Source organism: Arachidicoccus sp. BS20 (assembly GCF_001659705.1).
Classification (GTDB): Bacteria; Bacteroidota; Bacteroidia; order Chitinophagales; family Chitinophagaceae; genus Arachidicoccus.
This window is the reverse complement of record NZ_CP015971.1, coordinates 2,845,183-2,870,884: the sequence shown is the minus strand read 5'-3', so window position 1 is coordinate 2,870,884 and position 25,702 is coordinate 2,845,183. Positions and strand designations below refer to the sequence as shown.

23 protein-coding genes are annotated in these 25,702 nt (G+C 38.2%); 12 read left to right on the top strand and 11 right to left on the bottom strand.

Annotation, left to right across the window (positions count from 1 at the left end; translation table 11 throughout):
• Nucleotides 1–5 precede the first annotated feature (5 nt).
• Nucleotides 6–1,118, top strand: coding sequence for a DNA polymerase III subunit beta (gene dnaN / locus A9P82_RS12555; RefSeq protein ID WP_066208338.1), 1,113 nt, complete (start codon nucleotides 6–8; stop codon nucleotides 1,116–1,118).
• An 89-nt stretch (nucleotides 1,119–1,207) separates the two neighbouring features.
• On the opposite strand, the gene A9P82_RS12550 is transcribed toward dnaN, so the two are convergent.
• The 4 genes from A9P82_RS12550 to A9P82_RS12535 are packed head-to-tail and all read right to left on the bottom strand — an operon-like array spanning nucleotide 1,208 to nucleotide 3,124.
• Nucleotides 1,208–1,522 (bottom strand): Rieske (2Fe-2S) protein, encoded by a 315-nt coding sequence (locus tag A9P82_RS12550; protein WP_066208335.1) that lies wholly within the window; start codon nucleotides 1,520–1,522, stop codon nucleotides 1,208–1,210.
• Between the two features lie 25 nt (nucleotides 1,523–1,547).
• Nucleotides 1,548–2,093 (bottom strand): NADPH-dependent FMN reductase, encoded by a 546-nt coding sequence (locus tag A9P82_RS12545; RefSeq protein ID WP_066208333.1) that lies wholly within the window; start codon nucleotides 2,091–2,093, stop codon nucleotides 1,548–1,550.
• Nucleotides 2,094–2,101: 8 nt separating this feature from the next.
• Nucleotides 2,102–2,623 carry a YceI family protein gene (locus A9P82_RS12540; RefSeq protein WP_066208331.1) on the bottom strand — a complete coding sequence of 174 codons (522 nt, stop codon included), beginning with the start codon at nucleotides 2,621–2,623 and terminating at the stop codon, nucleotides 2,102–2,104.
• Between the two features lie 39 nt (nucleotides 2,624–2,662).
• Nucleotides 2,663–3,124, bottom strand: coding sequence for a MarR family winged helix-turn-helix transcriptional regulator (locus A9P82_RS12535; protein ID WP_066208330.1), 462 nt, complete (start codon nucleotides 3,122–3,124; stop codon nucleotides 2,663–2,665).
• Between the two features lie 320 nt (nucleotides 3,125–3,444).
• On the opposite strand from A9P82_RS12535, the gene A9P82_RS15505 reads away from it, so the two are divergent.
• The 4 genes from A9P82_RS15505 to A9P82_RS12515 all read left to right on the top strand — a co-directional run bounded on the left by A9P82_RS15505 (nucleotide 3,445) and on the right by A9P82_RS12515 (nucleotide 13,252).
• Nucleotides 3,445–3,864 (top strand): hypothetical protein, encoded by a 420-nt coding sequence (locus tag A9P82_RS15505; protein WP_066208328.1) that lies wholly within the window; start codon nucleotides 3,445–3,447, stop codon nucleotides 3,862–3,864.
• A 116-nt stretch (nucleotides 3,865–3,980) separates the two neighbouring features.
• On the top strand, nucleotides 3,981–10,265 hold the full coding sequence (locus tag A9P82_RS12525) for an alpha-2-macroglobulin family protein (RefSeq protein ID WP_066208326.1): 6,285 nt from the start codon (nucleotides 3,981–3,983) through the stop codon (nucleotides 10,263–10,265).
• A gap of 113 nt (nucleotides 10,266–10,378) precedes the next feature.
• Nucleotides 10,379–10,759 (top strand): GxxExxY protein, encoded by a 381-nt coding sequence (locus tag A9P82_RS12520; protein ID WP_066208324.1) that lies wholly within the window; start codon nucleotides 10,379–10,381, stop codon nucleotides 10,757–10,759.
• A gap of 42 nt (nucleotides 10,760–10,801) precedes the next feature.
• Nucleotides 10,802–13,252 (top strand): bifunctional UDP-N-acetylmuramoyl-tripeptide:D-alanyl-D-alanine ligase/alanine racemase, encoded by a 2,451-nt coding sequence (locus A9P82_RS12515; protein ID WP_066208323.1) that lies wholly within the window; start codon nucleotides 10,802–10,804, stop codon nucleotides 13,250–13,252.
• Between the two features lie 196 nt (nucleotides 13,253–13,448).
• Here A9P82_RS12515 and A9P82_RS12510 read toward each other — a convergent pair whose 3' ends face one another.
• From A9P82_RS12510 to A9P82_RS12485, 6 genes are all read right to left on the bottom strand, one after another.
• Nucleotides 13,449–14,096 carry a hypothetical protein gene (locus tag A9P82_RS12510; RefSeq protein WP_066208320.1) on the bottom strand — a complete coding sequence of 216 codons (648 nt, stop codon included), beginning with the start codon at nucleotides 14,094–14,096 and terminating at the stop codon, nucleotides 13,449–13,451.
• Between the two features lie 184 nt (nucleotides 14,097–14,280).
• On the bottom strand, nucleotides 14,281–14,781 hold the full coding sequence (locus tag A9P82_RS12505) for a DUF4252 domain-containing protein (RefSeq protein ID WP_066208319.1): 501 nt from the start codon (nucleotides 14,779–14,781) through the stop codon (nucleotides 14,281–14,283).
• A 37-nt stretch (nucleotides 14,782–14,818) separates the two neighbouring features.
• Nucleotides 14,819–15,328: a DUF4252 domain-containing protein gene (locus A9P82_RS12500; RefSeq protein ID WP_066208317.1), complete on the bottom strand. Its 510-nt coding sequence runs from the start codon at nucleotides 15,326–15,328 to the stop codon at nucleotides 14,819–14,821.
• A gap of 24 nt (nucleotides 15,329–15,352) precedes the next feature.
• Nucleotides 15,353–15,877 (bottom strand): DUF4252 domain-containing protein, encoded by a 525-nt coding sequence (locus tag A9P82_RS12495; protein ID WP_066208316.1) that lies wholly within the window; start codon nucleotides 15,875–15,877, stop codon nucleotides 15,353–15,355.
• Between the two features lie 183 nt (nucleotides 15,878–16,060).
• Nucleotides 16,061–16,591, bottom strand: coding sequence for a hypothetical protein (locus tag A9P82_RS12490; protein WP_066208315.1), 531 nt, complete (start codon nucleotides 16,589–16,591; stop codon nucleotides 16,061–16,063).
• Nucleotides 16,581–17,093, bottom strand: coding sequence for an RNA polymerase sigma factor (locus A9P82_RS12485; RefSeq protein ID WP_066208313.1), 513 nt, complete (start codon nucleotides 17,091–17,093; stop codon nucleotides 16,581–16,583). Before A9P82_RS12485 ends, A9P82_RS12490 begins: the two co-directional genes overlap by 11 nt.
• Before the next feature lie 226 nt (nucleotides 17,094–17,319).
• Between A9P82_RS12485 and A9P82_RS12480 the strand changes: the two genes are divergently transcribed.
• The 7 genes from A9P82_RS12480 to A9P82_RS12450 all read left to right on the top strand — a co-directional run bounded on the left by A9P82_RS12480 (nucleotide 17,320) and on the right by A9P82_RS12450 (nucleotide 23,749).
• Nucleotides 17,320–18,576 carry a 1-deoxy-D-xylulose-5-phosphate reductoisomerase gene (locus A9P82_RS12480; protein ID WP_369815731.1) on the top strand — a complete coding sequence of 419 codons (1,257 nt, stop codon included), beginning with the start codon at nucleotides 17,320–17,322 and terminating at the stop codon, nucleotides 18,574–18,576.
• Nucleotides 18,577–18,724: 148 nt separating this feature from the next.
• Nucleotides 18,725–20,092 (top strand): RIP metalloprotease RseP, encoded by a 1,368-nt coding sequence (gene rseP, locus A9P82_RS12475; protein WP_066208310.1) that lies wholly within the window; start codon nucleotides 18,725–18,727, stop codon nucleotides 20,090–20,092.
• Nucleotides 20,092–21,222, top strand: coding sequence for a glycosyltransferase family 4 protein (locus A9P82_RS12470; RefSeq protein ID WP_066208308.1), 1,131 nt, complete (start codon nucleotides 20,092–20,094; stop codon nucleotides 21,220–21,222). Before rseP ends, A9P82_RS12470 begins: the two co-directional genes overlap by 1 nt.
• A gap of 53 nt (nucleotides 21,223–21,275) precedes the next feature.
• A complete protein-coding gene (locus A9P82_RS12465; protein WP_066208307.1) occupies nucleotides 21,276–21,539 on the top strand; it encodes a DUF6364 family protein in 264 nt (87 codons plus the stop codon).
• The gene (locus A9P82_RS12460) at nucleotides 21,529–21,945 is read left to right on the top strand and encodes a type II toxin-antitoxin system VapC family toxin (RefSeq protein ID WP_066208305.1); all 417 of its coding nucleotides are present in this window, start codon (nucleotides 21,529–21,531) and stop codon (nucleotides 21,943–21,945) included. Before A9P82_RS12465 ends, A9P82_RS12460 begins: the two co-directional genes overlap by 11 nt.
• A gap of 115 nt (nucleotides 21,946–22,060) precedes the next feature.
• Nucleotides 22,061–23,137, top strand: a complete 1,077-nt coding sequence (locus tag A9P82_RS12455) for an acyltransferase family protein (protein ID WP_066208303.1) — start codon at nucleotides 22,061–22,063, stop codon at nucleotides 23,135–23,137.
• Nucleotides 23,138–23,173: 36 nt separating this feature from the next.
• Nucleotides 23,174–23,749 carry a D-sedoheptulose-7-phosphate isomerase gene (locus A9P82_RS12450; protein WP_066208301.1) on the top strand — a complete coding sequence of 192 codons (576 nt, stop codon included), beginning with the start codon at nucleotides 23,174–23,176 and terminating at the stop codon, nucleotides 23,747–23,749.
• A gap of 14 nt (nucleotides 23,750–23,763) precedes the next feature.
• On the opposite strand, the gene A9P82_RS12445 is transcribed toward A9P82_RS12450, so the two are convergent.
• A complete protein-coding gene (locus A9P82_RS12445) occupies nucleotides 23,764–25,632 on the bottom strand; it encodes a M1 family metallopeptidase (RefSeq protein ID WP_066208299.1) in 1,869 nt (622 codons plus the stop codon).
• Nucleotides 25,633–25,702 lie beyond the last annotated feature (70 nt).

Here is a 25,702-nt window from a genome sequence, read left to right as displayed (position 1 = left end):
TACGAATGAAATTTATTGTTTCTTCTTCCACATTATTAAAGCAACTGCAACAGATTGGCGGCGTTATCAGCAGCAATACGGTATTGCCGATTTTGGAAGATTTTTTATTCGAAGTAAGCGATAAAAAACTTACCGTGGTTGCCACCGATTTGGAAACAGTAATGCGTGTGCAAATTAGCGTTGAAAGCAATGAAAACGGTCGCTTTTGTGTGCCTGCAAAAATTTTGTTGGACACGCTGAAAGCCTTACCGGACCAGCCGTTGACATTGAATATCGAAAGTAATTTTGCGATAGAGATTACCAGTGATAATGGTAAATACAAAATCATGGGCGAAAACCCGGACAATTTTCCCAAAGACCCGTCGGAAGAAAATGTAAATACATTTACCATTCCGTCGGGTGTGTTGCTGACGGCGATTAATAAAACATTGTTCGCTGTAAGTACCGACGATTTGCGTCCTGCGATGACGGGTGTGTATTTTGAGTTGGGAAAAGATAACATCCAGTTTGTTTCCACCGACGCACATCGTTTGGTTCGCTACAAACGCACCAGTGTTTCGCCCGACGAAACGAGCAATTTCATTGTTCCGCGCAAGCCGCTGAATGTATTAAAAAATGTATTGCCCGATAATGAAGATGAATTAACGGTCAGCCACACGGAAAATCATCTCTTCATCAAGCACAAAGAAATTTCCTTGATTTGCCGCCTGATTGATGCGCGCTTCCCCGATTATAAAGTGGTTATTCCTGCGGAAAATCCTTATACATTAATTATTAATAAAGCAGCATTTGCATCGGCTTTGCGCCGCGTAAATGTATTTGCCAATAAAAGCACAAACCTCGTTGCGCTCTCTATTTCAGGCAACGAAATTCAATTGAATGCGCAGGATGTCGATTACAATTTTGAAGGTAACGAGCGCCTGGCTTGTCAATACAATGGAGAACCTTTGCAGATTGGTTTCAATGCAAAATTTCTGAGTGAAATGCTTGGTGCTATCAATTCCGATGATGTGAAGATGGAACTGTCAACGCCTTCAAAAGCAGGACTGATAAAACCTACGGAACAGGAAGAAGACGAAGATTTACTGTTGTTGATAATGCCTTTGTTGATAAATTAAATTTCACAACGACCGAATGTCATTCACACGTAGTAGGCGCGAATCTCATGAATAAAAAATCCCGATGAAATTTCATCGGGATTTTTTATTCATACTTCTACATACCAACCATCTTCCCGCAATTCAGTTTTGTAAACTTTCATTTTGTAATCTTCCACATTCAGACATCTGCCATGTTTGAGACTGAACTGATATTCGTGCAATTCGCACACAACATATCCTTTCGGGCTTACATAGCCATCAACCAAAGGAACGCTGGCATGCGGACAAAGTTCTGCAAACGCGTACAATTGATTATTAATTTTTGCAAGCGTAATTTTTTTATCGCCTGCAGAAAATACGCACATTCCATTCTCATGAAATGGAATATCATCAATAGCTTCAGCGATTTTGTAGAAAGGCATGAACAATATAATTTACAGGCATTTTTTAAGAATGTAATTTCTCTGCCAGCCAAATAAATTCGCTCGTGAAAGTATCGATATTGCCTTGAAATGCTTCCGCCAACAGATTTCCTTCTCCATCAAACTTTTGCTCAACCTGTCCAACTACCAACATTTGCGGAGATGGAATACCTTGTAATGCCAGCGCAAAATGCTGCAATTGTAAAGCAGCACGCATTCCGCCTAAAGGTCCGACGGAAGCCGTAATCAATCCAAACGCTTTGTGTAATTGTTTGGGGAAATGGTCGAACAAATTTGCGAGCGCAGGCGAAAAACTTCCGTTGTATTCCGGCGTTACTACGATAAACGCATTCGCAGCAAACATTCTGTGAGCAAGCGGCTGCAATTCTTCAGGAGCTTTGTCGGGCGAGGAATACACAGCGTTCACAAAAGGCAAATGATACTTCCTTAAATCAACAAGACCAACATTGTGCTGCGGATATTTTTCCGCTAAATGACGCTGAAAAAACAATGCCGCTCTCAACGTAACGCTGTGTTCCCGCGGGCTTCCCGAAACAATTTCAATATTCATTATTTAATTTATTGTTTTACAAACTGAACGTCGAACAACAATTTAACATCGTCTCCTACAACTACGCTCCCCGCTTCTGTTACAGCGCTCCATGTTAAACCGAAATCTTTTCTGTTGATTTTTCCGCTTCCTTCAAAACCTATTTTAGTTTGTCCGTAAGGGTCCACAGTTTCCCCGTTGTATTCGGCTCTCAGCACTACGCTTTTTGTAACGTCTTTGATAGTTAAATCGCCTGTAATATCGTAAATATCGCCGTCTTTTTCCACGCCCGTGGAAACAAATTTAATTTCAGGAAACTTTTCTGCGTCAAAGAAATCTGCGCTTTTCAGGTGTGCATCGCGTTGTTCATTGTTCGTATCTACACTTGCCGTTTGCGCCGTGAAAGAAACTTTTGCATTCAAAAAATCATCTCCGTCTTTTTCGAGCGTTGCATCAAAAGAGGTAAAGTTTCCTGTAACGTTGGAGATGAGCAAGTGCCTGATTTTGAAAGAGACACTCGAGTGCGTGATGTCAATTTTGTACGTTGCCATTTTTTTTATTTTTTAGGTTATTAATAAATGTATCTACATTCAGTTTTCATTTTCGTTTCTGTATTTGTCCAGCAGTATGCTTAATTGTCCAATTTCTACCGAAGACAAATTACAGATATTTTTGAGATTCGCTTCCATTTCCGGCATTACGACTTCCAGAAGCTTGATGCCCGGCATGGCAATTTCCATTACGGTTTCTCTTTTATCTGCGGAAGAGTTGGAACGCTTTACCAGCTTCTTCGCAACCAGCTTATCGACAGTTCTAGGCACATTAGCATTACGTTCTATAAGCCTTTCAGCGATTTGCTTTACACATATTTTATCCGGCGCTGCGCCTTTGAGAATACGCAGAATATTATATTGCTCCGGTGTAAGTGCATATTGTTTCAATGTATTATTTAACGATGTTCTTACCGAATATGCGGTGCGCATGATATTGATTGCAATACGCTCTTCATCGCTGAGCTGCTTCTTTGTCTTAACTATAATTTTCGGCTTCATGCTTTCAAACGAAATGTAAATATATGTATATACATTTAATTTTTAGCATTTCTTCTGTAAAATAAAATTAATTTAACACTGTCATGTTTTGGTATGAGTAAATTGTTATGGTTTTTTCGCGGCAAAACCGGAAATACAATATTTTTCCAGCGGAAGAATTACGCTCAATTCAAGCACATTTGCCTGTTGTAATTTTGCATAATTTCTTAGTGAATTATCCGCGTATAAATTGAAATAAAAATTATGTGAAAAAAAATCGTGAAAAAATTTGTTTGATTAAAAATCTCGTTGAAATTTTACGGTAGAAATTTCAGAAGAATATGGCAGCAAAATCCGACAAAGAAAAAAAGAGCGCGCCTAAGAAAAGCGCTGTACCGGCAAAAAAAGTTTCAGCATCGAAAGGCAAAAAAGATGATGACGAACTGGATGATGACGATATGGATTTCGAAGATGACGACGAAACTCCAAAGAAGAAAGCATCCGGGAAAAAAGACGATGACGATGATGATGATGATTTTGAAGAAGAAGACGACGACTGGAACAAGGTTGAGGAAGAAGATGAATGGGACCCGGACTTTGACGAGTTCGACATTCCAAAATCCAAATCGAAGAGCGGCGCCGCTAAAAAATCAAGCGGCAAAAAGAAAGACGAAGATGACGACGACTTCAAGTTCGACGACGACTTCGGCGATTTGGGCTTGTACAACGACAGCTTCGACGAAGAAGATGATGACTTTTAATTAAACCATTTTTTGAATATTTTTAAAAGCATTGAGTGAAATTTGCTCAATGCTTTTTTATTTGGTAGGTTTATGCAATCGGATTGTTTTTTGCATCTATGTAAAAAATGTAGTTTATGAAAAATATTATCTCAGTAGTTGCTTTTATTATTTGCACGGTACAAGTCCAGTCACAGAGCCGCTTTCAGAAAGAATGGAAAATTGTGGATAGCTTACTTTCAAAACAGAGCCAGCCTAAAACCGCTTTGGACGAAGTGAATAAAATTTATAACAACGCTGCTCGTTTGAATATTGCCGATGAAAAAATCAAAGCAATCATTTACCGGTTAAACATAGAACAAACGATAAAGGACAACGACATTAATGCAAACATTGCAGTAGTTGAAAACCAAATTACTCAGTCAAATAATTCGGTTGAAAAAAGCCTGCTGCAAACGATGGAAGCACAATTGCTAATTAATTATCTCAATCAAAACCGTTGGCAAATACTCAACAGAAAAGAAACCGTTAATTACATCAAAACGGATATTGCGACTTGGAGTGCAGAAGATTTTGCAGTAAAAATTCATCAATTGTTTGAAAATGCATTGAATAACGATAAACTGAAAACCACGCCGAATAAGGATTACAGTGCAATCGTCATAAAAGGAAATGTAACAAAGCTTCGCCCGACGTTGTACGATTTGGTGGCGCATTTTGCATTGGATTATTACAAAACAAATCCTTCAACGAATACAAAACCTATTGAAGAATTTCAACTGAATCAAACAGAAGCGTTGAGTGATGCGCAAACATTTATTCATTATCCGTTTGCGACAAAAGATACTTTATCGGCGCAATACCAGACTGTGCAATTGTTTCAGGACATTCTGCAATTCCATATCAACGATGAAAATAAAGCCGCGTTTGTGGATGCAGATGAAGAAAGAATTGATTGGTGTTATAATAATCTGATTAATGAGAACAAAGATAATTTGTACTTAACTGTATTGAAAAATATTCTTTCAATTTATCCGAATCTTCCGGAAGCTAAACAGGCTGCGTATTTGCAGGCGCAATATTATTCGAACAACGCTTCGGGTTACAATGCTTACGGAGACACAACACACAGATACGATTATGCAAAAGCAATGGAAATTATCAGTCAAAATATTGATACAAAAGATACAAGTGAAGGATTGATTAATTTATTGCAACTGAAAAATTCGATTACGCAAAAATCGCTGAACATCCAAATTGAAAGTATCAATTCTCCGAACTTGCCGATGCGTACTTTATTCAATTATAAAAATGTGTCGAAAGTTTATCTGCGTGTTTTAAAAATCAGCAGAAATACTAATCTTAATCTCGGAGATTCTGCTTATTGGGCAACATTAATTCGTTATAAAAATATAGTTGCAAAGTCGCAACAACAATTACCTTCAAACGATGATTATCAAAGGCATTCAGCTGAATTGAAGATTGATGCGTTGCCTGCTGGCAGTTATATATTGCTGGCAAGCGACAGCGAAAACTTCAGTACGAAAAGTAAATTATCTTCCGTCAATTTCGATGTTTCTGCATTGTCTTATATTTCCAACGGCAATGATTATTTCGTGCTGAACAGAGAAACAGGTAAGCCGATTGATAATGCAAAAGTGAATTTTACAATAGAGAAAAATAAAAAATATAGAATATATAAAACGGTTACCACTAACGGCGAGGGTTATTTTAAGAAACCTGAACCGAATAACGATGACAAAAGATATAATGACGGATATATTCTAAAAAATAACGACACGCTCGATTTCAGCGCAAATTATTCATATAATTATTCAAGGAATAATGACGATGATGATGACGAAAGCCCTGCCGAATATGAAGAAGACAAAGCGCAAATTTATTTTTATACAGACAGGGCAATTTATCGTCCGGGACAAAAAATTTATTATAAGGGAATAGCATTAACTAAAGATAAAACCACGCACAACGATAAGCTCTGGCAAACAAAAGATTCGCTGCATATTTATTTGAAAGATGTCAATAATAAAATCGTTGATTCGGCTGTCCGGTTTGTAAATGATTATTCCTCTTTTGCAGGCACTTTCAATATTCCTCAAAATGTATTGACAGGCAACTTTTCCATTGATGCAGATGATGTAAACGGAAGAACAAATTTTCGTGTGGAAGAATATAAGCGCCCGACTTTTTATGCCGATTTCGATACTGTAAAATCTCAATACAAACTCAACGACAGCATTACCGTTACGGGTTTCGCGAAAGCGTATGCGGGCAATAATGTTGACGGCGCACAGGTAAAAGTAAATGTGGAACGCACGGCGCGTTTTCCTTATCCGTGGTTGTACGGCAGAATATATCCTTATTCTTCTTCGAAAGAAATATTCAACGATACCGTAACAACGGACGAGAACGGCAAGTTTACGATTCGTTTTAAAGCCTCGCCCGATTCAAGTGTTGATAAGAAAACGGAACCGATATTTAATTATAATATCTCCGTTGAAGTAACGGACAATAACGGCGAAACGAGAGAAGCGCAGAAGAATATTTCCGTAGGATATAAAAATATGGTCATCAATATCGGGAATGCTGAATTGCTGAATATCGATACGCTGAAAAAGATATATGTATCCACACAAAACCTCGAAGGAGAAGAAATTCCTGCAAATGTTACCGTAAAAATTTCTCCGCTGCAATCGCCGCAAAGGCTTATCAGGAAAAGGTTTTGGAGCCGCCCGGATCAATTTGTAATGGATAAGAAAACGTATCTGAAAGATTTCCCTTACGATGAATACGATAATGAAACCGACCAAACTTCATGGCAAAAGAGCGATGTTATTTATAATCACACAATGAACGATTCTTTGCAAAACGGTTTTGATATTCAAAACAATCATTTACAAAACGGTTGGTATTATGTAGAAGCAACAGCAAAGGATAAGGAAGGCAATGAAGTGAAAGATGTGAAATATATACGTGTCGTTGATTATACAATGGCGCAGAATGAATATCTTTTCGGAAATAACAAAACGCCTTATGTTGAAACAGGTAAAACCGATTCTATAACAATCGGTACAGGCGCGAAAGATGTGTACGTAATTCAATCTTTCGTGAAGAATGATTTCAAAGGAAATCCGACAACGACTTATTCAAATTTTAATATAGATGCTGCACAAAAATTAATCACTTATACAACAAGCGAGAGCGATAAATACGGCGCGGCTTACGGGTTTGCTTTTGTAAAGAACAATCGATTCTACTCTGATATAACTGGAATATATCCTGTTACCATGAATAACAGTTTGAATATTAATTATGCAACATTCCGCGATAAAACGGAACCGGGCGCAAAAGAAAAATTTATTATCAATGTAAAAAATAACGACAGTTCAAATGCAAACGCGGAATTGCTGAGTGCTATGTATGATGGTTCTTTAGATGCATTGTATAAGCAGAATTGGAATTTGCCGTATTTTGGAGTGAATAATTATATGCGGAATAATTGGTCGGGAGGAAATACTTTTAGGAGTAATTATGGAAAAATAAATTATTCCTTTAGAGATAATCGTTATATAAATAAAGTTTATGATGAATTGATATTCGGAAATGTTTACGGGGGCAATTTGATTTCTCATGCTAATCTAAGGCGGTATATTGCTGAATCGGAAAAGCCTTATATTTATAACAGATTAAATGTGCAAGACGCACCTATTCAAAGTTTGCTCAATGGAAAGGCGGCAGGAATTTCTATAAACGGTAATGAAAGCCTTAATGATGTAGTTGTAGTTGGATATGGTGTGCAAAGAAAACAGGCTCTTACAGGAGCGACCCAAAACATTCAAATTCGTGGTACGAATTCTGTGACAAACAACAATCCAATTTATGTTGTAGACGGAGTTGTGGTAAATGATATAAACAATATTTCCCCTGATGATATTACAAGTACAACCGTTTTAAAAGGCGACCAGGCAACAGCACTCTATGGTTCACAAGCAGCAAATGGCGTTGTGATAATTATTACAAAAAACGGCGCTCAACAAACTGCAAACGTTCAACCTCGCACCAACTTCAACGAAACGGCATTCTTCTACCCGCAATTGCATGCCGATAAGGATGGCAATTACAATATAGAATTTACGATGCCCGATGCCGTTACTTCCTGGCGTTGGATGAATCTGGCGTATGATAAAAACCTGAGTTTCGGTTACAGTGAGAAGAATATTCTTTCGCAAAAAACTTTGATGGTGCAGCCGAATGTTCCGCGCTTTTTGCGCGCGGGCGACAGCATTTATTTATCGGCTAAAATCAGCAACCTCAGCGATAAAACTTTGTCGGGCAATGCAACGATTGAATTAATCAATCCGATGAATAATGAAACAATTACTTCCTGGAATGTCAACAGTAATGCGGCTTTCAGCGTAGCCGCCAATCAATCGGCTTCCGTTTTATTCCCCATACATATTCCGGAAGATTATACCGAACCGTTGTCCATCATCATCAAAGCGAGCGCAGGAAATTATTCCGACGGCGAACAGCATGAAGTCGCTGTATTGTCCAACAGAATGTTGGTAACGGAGTCTTTGCCTTTGTTCATGAAAGGCGATGGAACAAAAAATTTCAGTTTTGATAAATTGAAAAACAATGAGAGCAATACTTTGCAGAACAATAGCGTAACGGTTGAATATACTTCAAATCCTGTTTGGTATGCCGTTCAATCGTTGCCTTATCTCATTCAATATCCGTATGAATGTGCGGAACAAACTTTCAACAAGTTTTATGCAAATGCGCTCGGCATGTACATTGTAAAGAGCAATCCCGCGATACAGAGTACATTCAATCAATGGTTAAAAGATACGACGGCATTGCAATCTAACTTGGAAAAGAATCAGGAATTAAAAACGTTGTTGTTGAACGAAACGCCTTGGGTTGCCGCTGCAGAAAGCGAAGCAACGCAAAAAAGAAATGTGGCAAATCTTTTCGACGCAGAAAAAATGAATGGACAATTAACCTCTTTATTAAACAAATTAAAAGAATTACAATTGTCAAGCGGCGGTTTTGCGTGGTTCAAAGGAGGATATGAAAATCGCTACATCACGCAATATATTATAACGGGAATCGGTAAGCTGATGCAGCTGAACAGTCTTCCGAAAAATTACCTGTCGCAATTGTCCAACATTTCCGACAAAGCATTGACATATCTGAGATCCGCTATTGATAAGGATTACAGCGATTTAGTTAAAAATAAAATTGATTTATCGAAAGATAATTTATCATCAATACAAATGCAATACTTATTGGCAAAAAGTTATTTCGATAACGGAAATAATTTATCCAAAGCGGAAAATTATTTTTATCAGCAAGAGAAAAAATACTGGACGAATCAATCCAATTATTTCAAATCCATGATTGCCTTGACGACTTACAGGCACGGCGATAAAATATTTGCAATAAACGAACCCGTGAAATCCGTTTTGGAAAATGCGGTGGAAGACAGCGCCAAAGGCATGTATTGGAAAGATAATCGTGCGGGATATTTCTGGTACCAGGCGCCGATAGAACAGCAGTCTTTGATGATTGATGCACTGAATGAAATTGCAACAAAAGAAAATAATAATGAATTGAAAGATGCCGTTGCAGATATGCAACAATGGCTCATCATCAATAAGCAAACCAACAGTTGGAAAACCACGAAAGCTACAGCTGATGCATGTTACGCTTTACTGAACGCAAATAAAAATTTGAATATTGATAAGAGAAATGTTGCCATTCAATTAGGCAATAAAACAATTCAGCCTGACAAAACTGAAACGGGAACAGGTTATTTTAAAGAGGTCATTAAAGGCAGTGATGTAAAAAATGATATGGGAAATATTACCGTGAAAGTTTCATCGCCTGATAAAAATATTACATCCCCGTCTTACGGAAGCGTGTATTGGCAATACTTTGAGGATATGGATAAGATTACGACAGCGGCAACAAACTTATCTATTCATAAAAAATTATTCATCGAAAAGAATACCGATGAAGGCAAAAAATTATTTGCCGTGAATGACGGAGATGCCGTAAACATCGGCGATAAGCTGGTTTGCCGCATTGAAATAAAAACCGACCGCGACATGGAGTTTGTTCACTTAAAAGATATGCGTGCTTCTTCCATGGAACCTGATAATGTATTGAGCTCTTTTAAATGGCAGGACGGTTTAGGTTATTATGAATCGACAAAAGATGCTTCCACCGATTTCTTTTTCGACATGCTGCGAAAAGGAACGTATGTGTTCGATTACCCTGTGCACATCACGCATTCGGGAAGGTTTTCTTCGGGCGTTGCAACTATTGAATGTATGTATGCGCCTGAGTTTTCAAGCCACAGCAAAGGGTTTATAATAAGGGTAAATGAGAAGTAAGATTTAACCACAAAGTGCTCAAAGTTTTTCACGAAGAACACAAAGAGAAATTATACTTTGATTTCTTTGTGTGTATTTTCTTTCTGTACTTTGTGGTTACTAAAACAAAACACATGACAGAAAACGAACTTTCAAATAAAATAATCGGTATCGGCATTGAAGTACACAATGCACTTGGTGCGGGGCTTTTGGAAAGTGCTTATAAAGAATGTTTCTATTATAAAATTGCAAAGTCGGGACTATGGGTTGAAAAAGAAAAACCGATGCCATTGATATTTGAGGAAGTAAAATTAGATTGCGGTTACAGAATAGATTTGCTTATAGAAAATAAATTAGTTGTTGAGTTAAAAAGTGTCGAAGCCTTAACCGATGTTCATCTTGCGCAAATACTGACTTATTTAAAATTGGGAAATTATAAGTTAGGATTATTGATGAACTTTAATGTTGCAAAATTAAAAGACGGAATCAAAAGAGTAATCAACGGCACTTTGTAATCTTTGTGAAAAACTTTGAGCTCTTTGTGGTAAAAAAATAATATGTATCCAATCCAATCAATAAGCGAAATAATCGAAGCGGAAAGTCTTTTCGCCGATAAAGAAATTAAGATAGAACACTTAATTACGGACAGCCGCAGGATTACTTTTGCGGCTTCGTCATTGTTCTTTGCGATAAAGACGGAACACAGGAACGGCGCGGATTTCGTCGAAGAAGCCTATCGGCAGGGAATCAGAAATTTTGTGTTGCAGGAAAATATTGATACCGGAAAATATAAGGATGCGAATTTTTTATTCGTGAAAAATACGCTTGCTTCTTTGCAAAAATTGGCGGCGTTTCATAGGTTGCAATTTCATTATCCCGTTATCGGTATTACGGGCAGCAACGGCAAAACGATTGTGAAAGAATGGTTGAATTTTTTATTGAATGATGATTATAAAATCATTCGCAGTCCGCGCAGTTACAACTCGCAAATCGGTGTTCCGTTGAGCGTTTGGGAAATGGGCGAAGAAGATAATCTCGGCATTTTTGAAGCAGGCATTTCGGAAGTGAATAAGATGGAAAATCTTGAAAAAATCATTCAGCCGGAAATAGGAATCTTTACCAATCTCGGCGATGCGCACGAAAAAGGCTTTACAAGTAAGCAACAAAAACTGGAGGAAAAAATAAAGCTATTCCAACATTCAAAAATTGTTTTTGCCAATGCAGATGATGAACAAATTATTTCAACACTAAAGAAAAAAACTTCCGCGCAAATATTGTCTTACGGAAAAAACCAACAGGCAACTTTAAAAATTATTGACATAAAAAAAGAACAGCGGCAAACAACGGTTGTTGCTGATTATCAGGCAAAGGAAATTTCAATTACCATTCCTTTTATCGATGATGCTTCCCTTCAAAACGCTTGTGTTTGCTGGCTTGCAGCAATTTATTTGAATATTGATGAAAAAATTATCCAACAAAAAATGTTGCAATTACCCGTGATAGATATGCGTTTGCAAGTATTGCCCGCGATAAATAATTGTACTATTATCAACGACAGTTACAGTTTGGATATCGATTCATTGAGTGTCGGTTTAGATTTGCTCAATCAACAGTTGTTGTCTAAAACACTGATTCTATCTGACTTTCACAATGATGATGAAAGAATTTATCAATCGGCGATAAATATTTTAGTGAATAAAAAAATTAACCGCTTAATTATCATTGGCAAAAACTGGCAACAATATCAAACTGAATTGAAAAATAAAATTGCCGCTGTTGAAACATATTCAACAAGTAATGATTTCATTAATCATTTTCAGCCAAATCATTTTAAGAACGAAGCCATTCTGCTGAAAGGTGCACGCTGCTTTCATTTCGAAGAGTTGTTGAATCTGTTGATTCAAAAAGTCCATCAGACAAGATTGGAAATTAATTTATCCAATATCGTTCATAACTTAAAAGAATATCGCAAGCATCTCAAACCGACGACCAAAGTAATGGCGATGGTCAAAGCATTTGCTTACGGCAGCGGGAGTATTGAAATTGCGAGCATTTTGCAGTACCACAAAATCGATTATCTCACGGTAGCTTATGCCGATGAAGGCGTTGAATTGCGCAACGCGGGAATCAACATTCCGATAATGGTTATGAACACCGATGAATATGGTTTTGAAACGATTGTTCAACACAATTTAGAACCCGAAATTTATTCGTTCAAAATACTGAACGAGTTTGCGGTATTTCTCCAAAAGCAAGGCGTGGCGCAGTTTCCCGTTCATTTAAAGATTGATACAGGCATGCACCGTTTGGGTTTTGAAGAAAGTCAGATGGATGATTTAATTGCTGGGTTGAAAGCTAATAAGTCATTGGTCATTAAGTCAGTTTTCAGTCATTTGGTAGGAAGCGAAGACGCGGCTGAAGACGATTTTACAAAAAAGCAAACCGATATTTTTATTCGCTGTTGCGCTCAAATTGAAAATGCTTTGCAATACAAATTCATCCGTCATATCTCAAATTCCGCAGCAATCATCCGTCATCCTGAAATACAATTTGATATGGTTCGTTTGGGAATTGGTTTGTATGGCGTGAATTATACGCCCGAAAAAATGGACTTAAAAGTCGTTGCTTCATTGAAGACAACCATTGCGCAAATTAAGCATGAGCAACCCGGTGATTCGGTCGGTTATAACCAAAAAGGGAAAATTAATAAACCTACAACAACCGCAACAATTCGTATCGGTTATGCAGATGGTTACAACCGAAGATTCAGCAATGGTGCGGGTTTCGTATTAATCAATAATCAGCCTGCTAAAGTTATCGGCAATGTGGCGATGGATATGACAATGGTGGACATAACGGATATTCCAAATGTGAAAGAAGGCGACGATGTAGAAGTGTTTGGCGAAAATCTTCCTGTTCAAAAACTTGCCAAGCAAAGCGGAACAATTGCTTATGAAATTTTTACATCCGTTGGGCAAAGAGTGAAAAGGGTTTATGTGGAAGAATGATTACACTTTCGGCTGTTCGGGATTTGCAATCCCGAACCGGTATCTGTGCATTTGCAATGCACAAAATAAATACGGATTACAAATCCTTCGATAAGGCTTCGGCATTGCAAATACCGAAGAGCAAGAAAGCGTTGTTTAAGAAAATAATATTCGGATAAATCGTTTATTACCCGAATATTATTCGTATTATGGAAAACTAAAACAGCGAATAAGCAATTTTAAATGCTATGTAAAAAGCAAGTAAAATGCCTACAGGTGCTAAATACCAGGCTGCATTGGGTTTGTAACCGCCGCTGCATAATGACTGGTAAAAAATATTAATCATCAGCAACAGGCAATACAACCCAATCAATGAAAATAGCCAGCTTCCATTATACAATGCCGAAATACCGGCGGAAAAAATATCGGTGCCGAACAAGCTTAATATACAGCTTACCACCAATAACACAATTAAAGGTATCGCACAAAGCCCGCCTGAAAGTAATTCTACTTTGAAGCTCATGGATTTACCTTTGGCAAGTTTCAGCAGCCAGGTAAAAATACTTATCAGTAACAGAATAATGATGGTAAGCAATCCTAACTGTAGAAAGTATTTGAAACCTAAATACTGTCGTACCCTTCCAACAAAAATGTAAGGTAATATGGCGTACAAAACGCCACAAATAATAATCATAACGATGGACTTCACGGAATTGTCGTTCTCGGAAAATTCAGACTGAAGTTCTGTAGGGCGGAAAATGATTTTTCTGACCAGAGGCAAAAAGCCTTGTTTGAGAAATTCTTTGACTTCTTCGGATTGGTTATGTCCGGCGCCGGCGGTTCCGGATGTTTGGTTCTCTTCCATTTTGGCAGATATTTAAAATAAGCAATGTAATTAACGTATTAAAATTACTTATTTATAACAAATAATGCCAAAAGTATTTTTGTTTTAATCTTTTGCTGTGCCCTGCTTTTTGTTTTCCCATTTGTATGGAGAGTATTTCAATCTTATCCGGATGGATGTTGCCTTTTTATATGTAAAGAGCATTTTAATTATCCGCGTTTTCACTGATGCTTATGCTTGCAATGAGTTTTGAGAATTCATTGTCTGTCATTTCTCCTGCTATATGTATGATATATGCAGTATCGTCTTGTTCTACAATTTGCACATAATCTTTCTCTGCTTTATTCTCAGGTATAAAGACCATAGCAATGGATTTGCTGCCGTTTGATTTGAATGATGCCAATTCCTCATATTTATCTTTCAGCAAATTAGCCTTCAATTTTACTATCTCATCAGTTATTGTGTTTTTATTACTTTCATCAAATTGAATATTCATTACTTGAAAGGTCTTCAACTTTTTTATTATTGCCTTTTTTTCGGGAGGCAGTGTGTCATTCACTTGACTTGACATCATTTTGAGTGCATCATACAACTCGACATTTTTAATTTGTCCGTATTTTTCGATAAATGTATTAATTGTTTTCTGTGCAAATGAAGCTGTGGAAAGCATTATAAATATCGCAATCAAAATAAAATAGCGGTTCATAAAAATTATTTTAAAAAAGAATATTCGAGTAAAATACTTAATTCTTCGCAACACTAAATTTTGCATTTCCAAATTTGCCAGAAAGATTTCCTATTTCATCTAAGTTGATTTTTCCTGTCACATGAACAACAGAAATTTCATTATCGCTATCGACCAACAGCACGCAATCTTTTACAATTTTATCGCCTTGAATTTTGCCGAGAATATGTACTCTGTCGCCTTCGGATTTTACGAACATCAATTCATCGTAACCATCTTTAATCAAATCTGATTGCAACAGTTTCATATCGTGATGCACATTTGGTTGCTGTGAATTAATATTAAAATCAAGGACTTCAACAGAATGAATTTTTTTCAGCAATCGCGTACCGTCATCATCTGCCGGAATAAACGGATGTGCCAACGCCATCAAAAAACTGCCGACATGCACATAGTCGGCATTAGCCGTGCTTCTGTATTTATGAACAAATCTGTCTAAAGATTTTTGTGCAAATACATTCGCTGAAACACTGATAAACAGTGCGATTAAAAGCAAATTCTTTTTCATAAACGATAATTTTAAGTTGATAATTTATTTTTTCTTTCTTACATTCTTCAGCTTGTCCATATCCTGAATATTCAGCGTTTGTCCAAGCTTTGCCATCTTGTCTAAATCAATATTTCCGGTAATCGACATCAATACAAAATCGTCATCGCTGCCAACGAGCATCAGCAATTCGGAAATGATATTGTTGTTTTCCTTCACAAGAAATTTCACATTGTCGCCGCCATCCCGCACGGTCATCAGTTCTTCGTAAGAAGCAAGGTTCAGTTTTCTTGCAGCATCTCTATATATTTGTTGCGCATTTTTTTCCGTTTCAAGTAAACGCAAACTTGTGATTTGGCTTACCGTTTGTTTTACATCGGGACTTACATCGTCCCAGTTGACTTTCGATAACATCTTAAACATTTTCGGGCTGATGGAAACGACCGTGAAATTATCGTCATTTACATACTGGTTGAAAAACTTGCCGATGGCATCGCTTTGCGAAAATGCCTGTGTGCAAAGCAAAAATATTGCTGCAAACAAGACGATTATTTTTTTAAACTGTTTCATATTCCTTGATGTTTATTTTAATAAATTGATTGATAAAATTGTCGCACCAATTCCTTATTCCGAACACCTTTGTCGTCATGCCGAACTCGTTTCGGCATCTTAAAACGGCTTACCAAGAGATGCCGAAACGAGTTCGGCATGACGTGTCGGCGTGTTCAATTATTAATTACTAATTTTTTATTTTTAATTATCTAACGCTTTATTCAGCACATCCATTTTTCCGATGTTTCTTTCGGCAATATTTTCCCCTTTGTTCAGATGCTTTGAAAGCAGCGCCAGCGCTTGTTCTACGGCTTTTTTCGCATCTTCGGGATTGCTATAAGTATCTGTAATTTCGGCGGCAGAGTTATTGATTTGCGTTGCTTCTGCAACGTTTTGCACAGGAACAATTTTGTTTTTATCAACCGATTTATAAATAATTCCTGCCGAACCAAGCAATAATAAAACAACCGCCGCAACTCGTAACCAATACAACTTAAACGTTTTTGCAGGCGCTGTTTCTTCCTTGATTTTTGAAAGAATTTTTTCTTCAAAGCCTTCGCTTGTCGTGAGGTTTTTTTCTGAAGAAAAATAATCGAACAAAGGTTTGAATGCTGCAAAATCCGCATGAACATCGGGTTTCGCATAATATTCGCCCAACAGTTTTTCCTCTTCCAGGGAAGTTTCGCCTGCCAGATATTTGTCTAATAAAATTTTTATATCGTTATATTCCATGATTGAATTGTTTTGTAAGCTGCGCGCGAATGCTTGTGCGTGCACGATGAATATTTACTTTCACTTGCTCGATGGTTATGCTTAATAATTCTGCAATTTCATTATATGATTTTCCTTCTACTTCGCGCAATTGGATAGATAAAAATTGCTTCTCCGGTAGCGCCTGCATGGCTTCCTGAATTTGTAAAAATGTTTCTTTGTCTGTAACCTTTTCCAAAGGGTTTGCCTCTTTTGATGAAACAATTTGCGCACTGTCTAATGTTTGTAACTGTATTTTTTTTCTTCTTAAAAAATCAATGCTATTGTTGCGTGTCATTGTCATACAATATGCTTCGCAATTATCCAGATTTGCCCACTCATCGCGCTTGCTCCAGATTTTTAACATCACTTCCTGCACAATATCTTCCGCTTCTTCTACTTGCCGAACGATGCTGAAAGACACGCGCAAAAGCTTGTCCTTCAAAGGCAGAATTCGTTCGGTAAATATTGCTGTCGGATTCATTACTATAAAGATGACGCAGAACGAGGGAAAATGTTACAAGCGGAGGAAAATATTTTTCCCTTACGTATTTATCCGGTTTACAATCGCGAACTCATATCTATACGTGCATCAGTAATAAACAATTGTAATGCGAATAAAAAATTCGCCGATAAGACTTCGACACAGCAAATATTAAATAGCACGTCAATGTTGCAAAGAAAAAATTGGTTTGATACATTATATATTTATGACAACATTTTCCCAAACATTCCCAAAAAATCCTGCGCAATTTCTCAATTCAAGCAAAACCAATATCTTTACAAGCCTTGAATTTTTTGAAAAAATGATGCAGAAAAAACGAATAGCCATATTTGGTTCTACGGGTTCTATCGGTCGGCAGGCGCTGGATGTGATTGAAGCCAATCCTGATTTATTTTCCGTAGAAGTGCTCACGGCGTCCAACAATCACGAGTTGCTGATTCAGCAGGCTTTAAAATTTAATCCCAATATTGTGGTCATCGCCAATGAAGCAAAGTTTTCTTTGGTGCAGTCTGCGTTGCTCAATACCAATGTCAAAGTATTTGCCGGCGAGCAGTCTGTGATTGACGTTGCAGGCTTGGATGTATATGATTTTATGGTTGCGGCAATTGTGGGTTTTGCAGGTTTAAAGCCGACACTCAAAGCATTGGAAAACGGCAAACCCGTTGGCTTGGCAAATAAAGAAACGCTCGTAGTTGCGGGCGATATTGTAATGCGCACGGCTTACGAAAAGCGCGTTCCCATTATCCCGATTGACAGCGAACATTCTGCCATTTTTCAATGTTTGGTAGGCGAGGGAACAAATAAAATTGACCGCGTGATTTTGACCGCAAGCGGCGGACCTTTTTTGGGCAGAAAGCCGAATTACTTGGTCAATGTAAAACGCGAACACGCCATTCAGCACCCCAACTGGAACATGGGTGCAAAAATTTCCATTGACTCTGCAACCATGATGAATAAAGGGCTTGAGATGATTGAAGCAAAATGGTTGTTCCATTTAAAGCCGCAGCAAATTCAGGTGGTCGTTCATCCGCAAAGTATTATTCACAGCCTTGTGGAGTTTGAAGACGGCAGCATCAAAGCGCAAATGGGCTTGCCCGATATGAAAGTACCTATTCAATATGCGTTGAGTTTTCCGCACAGGATTAAAGCCAATTTCCCGCGCTACAATTTCAGAAAACCCGACACGCTTACGTTTGAAGAACCCGATTTAAAGACTTTCCGCAATCTGGTGCTGGCTTCCGAAGCGTTAAACAAAGGCGGCAATATGCCTTGTATTTTAAATGCAGCAAACGAACTTGCCGTGTACGCTTTTCTGCACAACAGGGTTGGCTTTTTGGAAATGACCGAAGTAATTGAAAAAACCATGACCAAGATAAATTTCATCGAAAACCCTACTCTGGAAGATTATTTTGAAACCGACGCAGAAGCACGCAATTTTGCAGCGACTTTGGTAAACTTATAAAAAGCCTCCCCAACCCCTCCAAAGGAGGGACTTTGGAAGCGAAAATAAAATTGAGATTTGAACACTAAAATAAATTTTAAATAAAACACAAACCGTCCTTACACCCCTCCTTTGGAGGGGCAGGGGGAGGCTTCATAATTCATAATAAATGTTTTTAGCAACAATACCTTGGGCTACAGTTGGCATCAAAGCCGCACAACTAATTTTATCGTTATCTATACTTGTTATCCTGCACGAATTCGGGCATTACATCACGGCAAAAATTTTTAAGTGTCGCGTAGAAAAATTCTACCTTTTTTTCGACGCATGGTTTTCTATTGTAAAGAAAAAAGTGGGCGAAACAGAATACGGCATCGGTTGGATTCCATTAGGCGGCTACGTAAAAATTACGGGCATGATTGACGAAAGCATGGACAAAGAGCAAATGAAACTGCCGCCGCAACCTTACGAATTTCGCAGCAAACCCGCATGGCAAAGATTAATCATTATGCTTGCAGGTATTACGATGAATATTTTATTAGGCTTTACCATTTATTCAATGATGTTGTGGCATTGGGGCGATACATACACGCCTGCGCAAAAATTGCCTTATGGAATTTATGCAGATTCGCTGGCGCAAAAAGTTGGTTTGCAAAGCGGCGATATTATCACAGCGATTGACGGAAAACCCACCACAAGATTTGAAGAAATTCCTTTGGATATTTTGCTGAACAATGTAAAAACCATTACCGTTAATCGCGGCGGGAATGCTGTAAACATCAGCCTTCCAAGTGATTTAGCTTCACAGGTTATCAATAAAAAACTACATTTTTTAACGGCAACAGATATTCGTATTCCTATTCAAACTTTGGACAGCATTGTGGATACTTCTGCCGCGAAAAAAGCAGGATTTTTAAAGAATGACTTAGTCATTGGCGTTAATAATCAGCCTGTAAAATTCTGGGACGAATTTTCATCAGCCATAAAATCAAACATTAATAAACCTGTTGCCGTGCAGGTTTTACGCAATCAAAAAGATACTGTAATATTAAACGTTACAGTTCCCGAAAGCGGTACGATTGGCGTATCTTATTCGACAAAAGACTTAGATAAAATTATTCCAACAGATACCATTCGTTATTCATTCTTCGGTGCAATTCCTGCGGGCATTTCAAAAGGTTGCGGCACATTGGTTTCTTATGTAAGACAATTAAGAATATTGTTTGGCGGCAAAATAAACGTGGCGCAGAATGTAGGCGGTCCCGTAAGCATTGCTAATCTTTTCCCTGCAATGTGGGACTGGCAATCGTTCTGGTCGCTCACTGCGTTTTTATCCATGATGCTGGCGATTATGAATTTACTGCCCATTCCGGGATTGGACGGCGGACACGCATTGTTCTGCATTTACGAAATCATCACACGCAGAAAACCGAGCGACAAATTCATGGAGTACGCCCAGGTTGCCGGCATGATTATTCTATTCGGACTAATGATTTTCGCGTTTGGTAATGATATTTTCAAGCTGTTTAAAAAATAATGAACATTGTAATCATCGGTTCGGCTTATCCTTTGCGCGGCGGCGGCATTGCTACTTTCAACGAAAGGCTGGCAAGGGAATTTGCGAAGCAGGGACACGATACAACTATTTATACATTTTCGCTGCAATACCCGTCGTTCCTGTTTCCTGGGACAACGCAATACTCGACAGAACCTGCGCCGCAGGATTTGAATATTAAAGTTTGCATCAATTCTGTCAATCCTTTTAATTGGTTGAAAGTTGGTCGTGAATTGAAAAATTTAAAGCCCGATATTATTGTTGTACGTTACTGGATTCCCTTTATGGGCGCGGCTTTGGGAAGAATTTTGCGCAGCGTAAAAAAGAACAATCATACAAAAATTATCTGCATTGCGGACAATGTATTGCCGCACGAAAAACGCATCGGCGATGAACAATTGACGAAATATTTCGTCAAACCGATTGATGCTTTTGTTACGATGAGTAAGAAAGTGCTGAGCGATTTAAAACAGTTTACCAATAAAAAAGCACAGCTTGTTGTTCATCCTTTGTACGACAATTTCGGCGAAGCTATTTCAAAACAAGAAGCAAGAAAATATCTCAACATCAACGATGAGCCAACGATACTTTTCTTTGGGTTTATTCGCGCGTACAAAGGCTTGGATATTTTATTAAAAGCCATGAAAATATTGGTTGATGAAAGTAAAACAAAAAGCATCGTTTTGCCCAAACTGCTGATTACAGGCGAGTTTTACGAAGACAAGGAAAAATATTTTTCGCTGATAAAAGAATTAGGAATTGAATCGCTACTGATTTTAAAAACCGATTTCATTCCCGACAGCGAAGTGCGTTATTGTTTAAGCGCGGCGGATTTTGTAATACAGCCTTACCGCAGCGCCACGCAAAGCGGCGTAACGCCTTTGGCATATCATTTTGAAAAACCGATGCTCGTAACCAACGTCGGCGGATTGCCCGATATGGTCGAAAATGAAAAAACAGGCGTCGTGGTTGACCCTGACGAAGTGCACGTGGCGCAAGGCATTGAGCGATTGTACGACCTTGGCGAAGCACATTTTATTCCATTTATCCGGGAAGAAAAAAAGAAATACAGCTGGCAGGTTTTGGTAAGTACTATTTTAGAAACCGGCTAACATTACGTAACAATTTTTTATACGTATATTTGCTAAAAGAAAATATTATACGAATGAAAACGAAACTCACATTGAGCATAGAAGAGAGCGTTGTTGATAAAGTAAAAAACTTATCTAAAAAACGAAATCAAAGTGTTTCTTCTTTTGTTGAAAATTATTTAAGGTCGCTTACTTCGGGCGAAAAACAGGCTGTAGAAAAAGGCTCGTCATTTACGGAAAATTTCAGAAAAAAATTTCCTGTAACTGCTTCGAAATTAATCAATGCTGATTATAAAAAAGAATGGCATAAACATTTAGAAGAAAAATATGGCAACTAAGATTTTTTTAGATACCAATATTGTATTGGATTATTTGCTTGGCAGAGAAGGAGAATTAGATAAAATTGAGCAAATAATTGATTTGGCGATGGAAAATGTTTTTGAATGTTATATTTCTGAAACTGTCATTTCGACTTCCATCTATTTTTTAGAGAAAAATAAAAAACCAACCATGGAAATGATAAGAGCATTTTGCAGATTGTGCAAAATTTTGTCCTATCATTCCAATACATTATATTCTAATATCGAAAGTTTCAATGATTTGGAAGATGGATTTCTTTATTACCTTGCGTTGCATCACAAAATGAATTTCTTCATAACAAGAAATATAAAGCATTTTAAATCTCAATTGCCTTTACTGCCGGCTTTAACGCCAACACAATTTTTAAACTCTTACAATTTCTGAAAATGATTGACAGCCATCTCGATTTATTGAAAGGCGTAAACAACCGTATTCAACAAGATTACGGCTGAACAGATTTTTAATTCGATCGCAGGGAGAAATCTCAAAAACACTACGAATGCAAACTTCCATATTACAAACCAAGAAACACTTTTTTGCCTTGGACGGCTTGCGCGGCGTGGCTGCGATATGCGTGGTTATTTTTCATTTTTCGGAATTTATTTATCCGAGCGATGATAAAAGTCCGATCGGTCATGGTTTTTTGGCGGTAGATTTTTTCTTTTGTTTATCGGGGTTTGTGATCGGTTATGCTTATGACGACCGCATACAAAAATTGGGCATCAAAGAATTTTTTATTTCACGCCTGATTCGCCTGCATCCCTTGGTGGTCATTGGTTCAATTCTCGGTTTTTTGTTTTTTATTTTTGAACCATCGAAGGCTGTGAACGCTTACAGTTTCAGGGAATTGGCATTGATATTTTTATGTTCCACGTTGCTTTTTCCTTATTCCGGAATGGACAACCGATACAATAATAATTTCGGGTTAAATTGTCCCGCATGGTCTTTGTTTTGGGAATATGTTGCCAATATTGTGTATGCAATTGTGCTGAAAAAAATCAGTAAATTTTGGCTGATAATTATAGTCGTTGCAGACGCAATTGCCTTATTGTTTACAGGCTATCGCGCCGGAAATATTATGGGCGGCTGGGCCGGCAGCAATTTTTTTGACGGGCTTGCACGTATCGCTTTTTCTTTCCCGATGGGATTGCTGCTGTATCGTTTGCAACTGAAACCTAAACGGCATATCAATTTCACGTTACTGGCAATTATATTGGTTGCAACATTTTGTATAACCAAATGGAACTGGCTGATTGAATGCGCGATTGTAATTTTTGTTTATCCTGCGTTAATAATTTTTGGCGCGAATTCCGTACAAAATAATACCGGCAAAAAAGTGTGTACATTTTTGGGCAACCTTTCTTATCCTTTGTATATGACGCATTATTCATTGATTTGGTATTTCGGTTATTACCACGCGGCAAACAAATGGAGCATTGCACAATCGTGGTGGATAACGGCTGCCGGCGTGCCTGTGTTGATTGTATTTGCTTACGCAGTTCAGGTGGCAATTGATACGCCGGTAAGAAAATATTTTTTCCGAAAACGAAATAAAGGATTAGACAAAGTTGGTTGATGCAATTATTAAATTATCGGTCTAAATTTGCTCTTAATGAAAGATATTATCACACATTGCATAAATGAATCCATCAATGCAAAACAACAAATTTTGCAGGATGCAGATTTTATCAATAAAATAGAATCGGCTGTAACGCTCATCAGCGCTGCGTTTCAGCGCGGCAATAAAGTTTGGTTTTGCGGCAATGGCGGCAGTGCGGCAGATGCGCAACACTTGGCGGCTGAACTTTCCGGACGATTTTATAAAGATCGTAAAGCTTTGCCTGCGGAAGATTTGCATGGCAATATTTCCTACTTAACGGCAGTTGCGAACGACTATAATTTCGACGTGATTTATTCAAGACTGCTCGACGGCATCGGTTCAAGAGGCGATATTTTAATTGGTTTAAGCACTTCGGGCAATTCAAAAAATGTATTGGCAGCATTCGATACAGCGAAAGAAATGGGCATTACAACCATTGGTTTTACGGGAAGCAACGGTGGCAATCTTGCCGGAAAAAGCGATTTGCTTTTTAATGTCCCGACACGTGACACTCCGCGTATCCAGGAGTGCCACATGCTGCTCGGACATATCATTTGCCAATTGGTAGAGGCAACGATTTTTGAATAAAACTATTTTTATAGTTATCCATTCCACACATTATCTTTCGGCGTATAATCCATAAAAATCCCGCCGTCAAGCTGAACGGATTTAATGGTTTTTGAAGTAGGTATTTTTATCGATTGTTGTTTTTCATTGCTGTGCCAAACGTTAGGCGTTTCGTGGATTGCAGCCGTTGTTCCATCTGCATAAGTGAGCTTTACATCAAACGGAATGGCAAAACCGCCAACGTTTGAAACGGTAATTGTATAAGCGCCGTTTTTCTTTTCCACCTTATCAAGTTTCAAATCGATATAATTATTCGTAAAGAACCAATTCTGGAAAAACCAATTCAAATTTTGACTTGCTCCGGCGCTCATCGCATTAAAATAATCCCAGGGAATCGGATGCTTTCCGTGCCATTCAGCCATATAATGATGTAATGCTTTTTTAAACAAATCATCGCCCAGCAAATCTTTTAAAGCCAGATAACTTAATGATGCTTTTCCGTAAGAATTATTGCCGTAGCCCGCGCCGCTTACCTGTGTGGACATTGAAATAATCGGTTGGTCTTCTTCCGTCGAAGGGTCGTTGATATAGCGTCTGATACGGAAATTTTTATATGTTTCCGCAGCTTGTTCTTTGCCCACTTCATCTTGCCCGATTAAATATTCAAACGTTGTAGCCCAGCCTTCATCCATATACGCATAACGCGTTTCGTTGATACCCATATAAAACGGGAAATACGTGTGCGCCATTTCATGGTCTTGCAGCATTTGTGCGAAAGGCAAATTGTCCACATGAGAATCATTGACCATCATCGGAAATTCCATATCGGCAAAGCCCTGAAACGCCGTCATTTTCGGAAACGGATAAGGAACGCCGGGATATTGCGTGGAGAAAAATTTCAACGCATGAACGCCAAAATCTACTGCGTGATGAAAATCTTCCGCTGCATAATTGTACGCAGCCTGCATACTTGCGCGGCGTCCGGTGGAAGCATCTACCAACGCACTTGCTCCGTCCCACACGTAATGATTACTTGTTCCAAAACAAACATCGGTAATATCATTCGCCCTGAATTTCCAGATATTCCAATCATACTGGCGCGTTACTTTTTGCTGCTGCATTTCGTCCAATGTTGCAATATGTATTGTGCTGTCCGAAGTGTAAGAAGCTTTCAAACGCGCTGCTATCGCCGGTTGCAGCACTTGGTCAGGATTTAAAAAATCGCCGGTTGCCCAAACCACATAGTCTTTTGGCACTTTAACAGACAAAGTGTAATCGTTGAAATCGTTGTAAAATTCCTGCCTGTCTGAATGCGGCAATAAATCCCAGCCATTATAATCATCGTAAACAGAAACTCGCGGATAAGAATATGCACAATAAAAAGTAGAAGAATCTATTTGACCTTCACGACCGCTTTGTTTGGACAACGGATAATTCCAGTCGATTTTTAAATTCACGGTAGCATGCGGAAGCACAGGCGTTTTTAACCGTACAACACCCACAGTTCCCCATTCTTTTGCATTTTCATCGTACTGTAAACCGCCGATGGAAAGTGCCGTAATGGTCAATCCGGAATCCAGAAAATCTTTTGCATAAAATCCTGAGCGCGGCGCCTGCGGCTTGTGTAAATTGTTTACAAACCGAATGGCAATTACTTTCAACGTGTCGGGACTGTTATTGGTGTAATCAATGTTTTCCGTTCCTGTAACGCCTTTGGTTTCAGGGTTTACGGCAACGTTGATGTCATAAACACCTTTGTTCTGCCAATAATTTTTTCCGGGATTTCCATCCATGCTGCGCGTACCTTTTTCGTAAGCGATTTTAATGTTGCGCGGCACATACAGTTGCTGCGAATAAGCCTTGAGTGTAAATGCGCAAGCGATAAATAATATTGTTTTTTTCATGTGTTTATTATTTTTTTATTATTTTTTATTTGCCACATGGAATTGGCTTCGCCGAACTCCGTTTCGCCAT

What these genes read in the sequence shown, in the direction of transcription:
- A9P82_RS12490 (WP_066208315.1), bottom strand. Translation starts at nt 16,591, where the DNA reads ATGGAATATAACGATATAAAAATTTTATTAGACAAATATCTGGCAGGC.
- A9P82_RS12460 (WP_066208305.1), top strand. Translation starts at nt 21,529, where the DNA reads ATGGCAACTAAGATTTTTTTAGATACCAATATTGTATTGGATTATTTG.
- A9P82_RS12450 (WP_066208301.1), top strand. Translation starts at nt 23,174, where the DNA reads ATGAAAGATATTATCACACATTGCATAAATGAATCCATCAATGCAAAA.
- A9P82_RS12545 (WP_066208333.1), bottom strand. Translation starts at nt 2,093, where the DNA reads ATGAATATTGAAATTGTTTCGGGAAGCCCGCGGGAACACAGCGTTACG.
- A9P82_RS12515 (WP_066208323.1), top strand. Translation starts at nt 10,802, where the DNA reads ATGTATCCAATCCAATCAATAAGCGAAATAATCGAAGCGGAAAGTCTT.
- A9P82_RS15505 (WP_066208328.1), top strand. Translation starts at nt 3,445, where the DNA reads ATGGCAGCAAAATCCGACAAAGAAAAAAAGAGCGCGCCTAAGAAAAGC.
- rseP (WP_066208310.1), top strand. Translation starts at nt 18,725, where the DNA reads ATGTTTTTAGCAACAATACCTTGGGCTACAGTTGGCATCAAAGCCGCA.
- A9P82_RS12550 (WP_066208335.1), bottom strand. Translation starts at nt 1,522, where the DNA reads ATGCCTTTCTACAAAATCGCTGAAGCTATTGATGATATTCCATTTCAT.
- A9P82_RS12500 (WP_066208317.1), bottom strand. Translation starts at nt 15,328, where the DNA reads ATGAAAAAGAATTTGCTTTTAATCGCACTGTTTATCAGTGTTTCAGCG.
- A9P82_RS12505 (WP_066208319.1), bottom strand. Translation starts at nt 14,781, where the DNA reads ATGAACCGCTATTTTATTTTGATTGCGATATTTATAATGCTTTCCACA.
- A9P82_RS12510 (WP_066208320.1), bottom strand. Translation starts at nt 14,096, where the DNA reads ATGGAAGAGAACCAAACATCCGGAACCGCCGGCGCCGGACATAACCAA.
- A9P82_RS12535 (WP_066208330.1), bottom strand. Translation starts at nt 3,124, where the DNA reads ATGAAGCCGAAAATTATAGTTAAGACAAAGAAGCAGCTCAGCGATGAA.
- A9P82_RS12480 (WP_369815731.1), top strand. Translation starts at nt 17,320, where the DNA reads ATGACAACATTTTCCCAAACATTCCCAAAAAATCCTGCGCAATTTCTC.
- A9P82_RS12465 (WP_066208307.1), top strand. Translation starts at nt 21,276, where the DNA reads ATGAAAACGAAACTCACATTGAGCATAGAAGAGAGCGTTGTTGATAAA.
- dnaN (WP_066208338.1), top strand. Translation starts at nt 6, where the DNA reads ATGAAATTTATTGTTTCTTCTTCCACATTATTAAAGCAACTGCAACAG.
- A9P82_RS12495 (WP_066208316.1), bottom strand. Translation starts at nt 15,877, where the DNA reads ATGAAACAGTTTAAAAAAATAATCGTCTTGTTTGCAGCAATATTTTTG.
- A9P82_RS12520 (WP_066208324.1), top strand. Translation starts at nt 10,379, where the DNA reads ATGACAGAAAACGAACTTTCAAATAAAATAATCGGTATCGGCATTGAA.
- A9P82_RS12470 (WP_066208308.1), top strand. Translation starts at nt 20,092, where the DNA reads ATGAACATTGTAATCATCGGTTCGGCTTATCCTTTGCGCGGCGGCGGC.
- A9P82_RS12485 (WP_066208313.1), bottom strand. Translation starts at nt 17,093, where the DNA reads ATGAATCCGACAGCAATATTTACCGAACGAATTCTGCCTTTGAAGGAC.
- A9P82_RS12455 (WP_066208303.1), top strand. Translation starts at nt 22,061, where the DNA reads ATGCAAACTTCCATATTACAAACCAAGAAACACTTTTTTGCCTTGGAC.
- A9P82_RS12540 (WP_066208331.1), bottom strand. Translation starts at nt 2,623, where the DNA reads ATGGCAACGTACAAAATTGACATCACGCACTCGAGTGTCTCTTTCAAA.
- A9P82_RS12525 (WP_066208326.1), top strand. Translation starts at nt 3,981, where the DNA reads ATGAAAAATATTATCTCAGTAGTTGCTTTTATTATTTGCACGGTACAA.
- A9P82_RS12445 (WP_066208299.1), bottom strand. Translation starts at nt 25,632, where the DNA reads ATGAAAAAAACAATATTATTTATCGCTTGCGCATTTACACTCAAGGCT.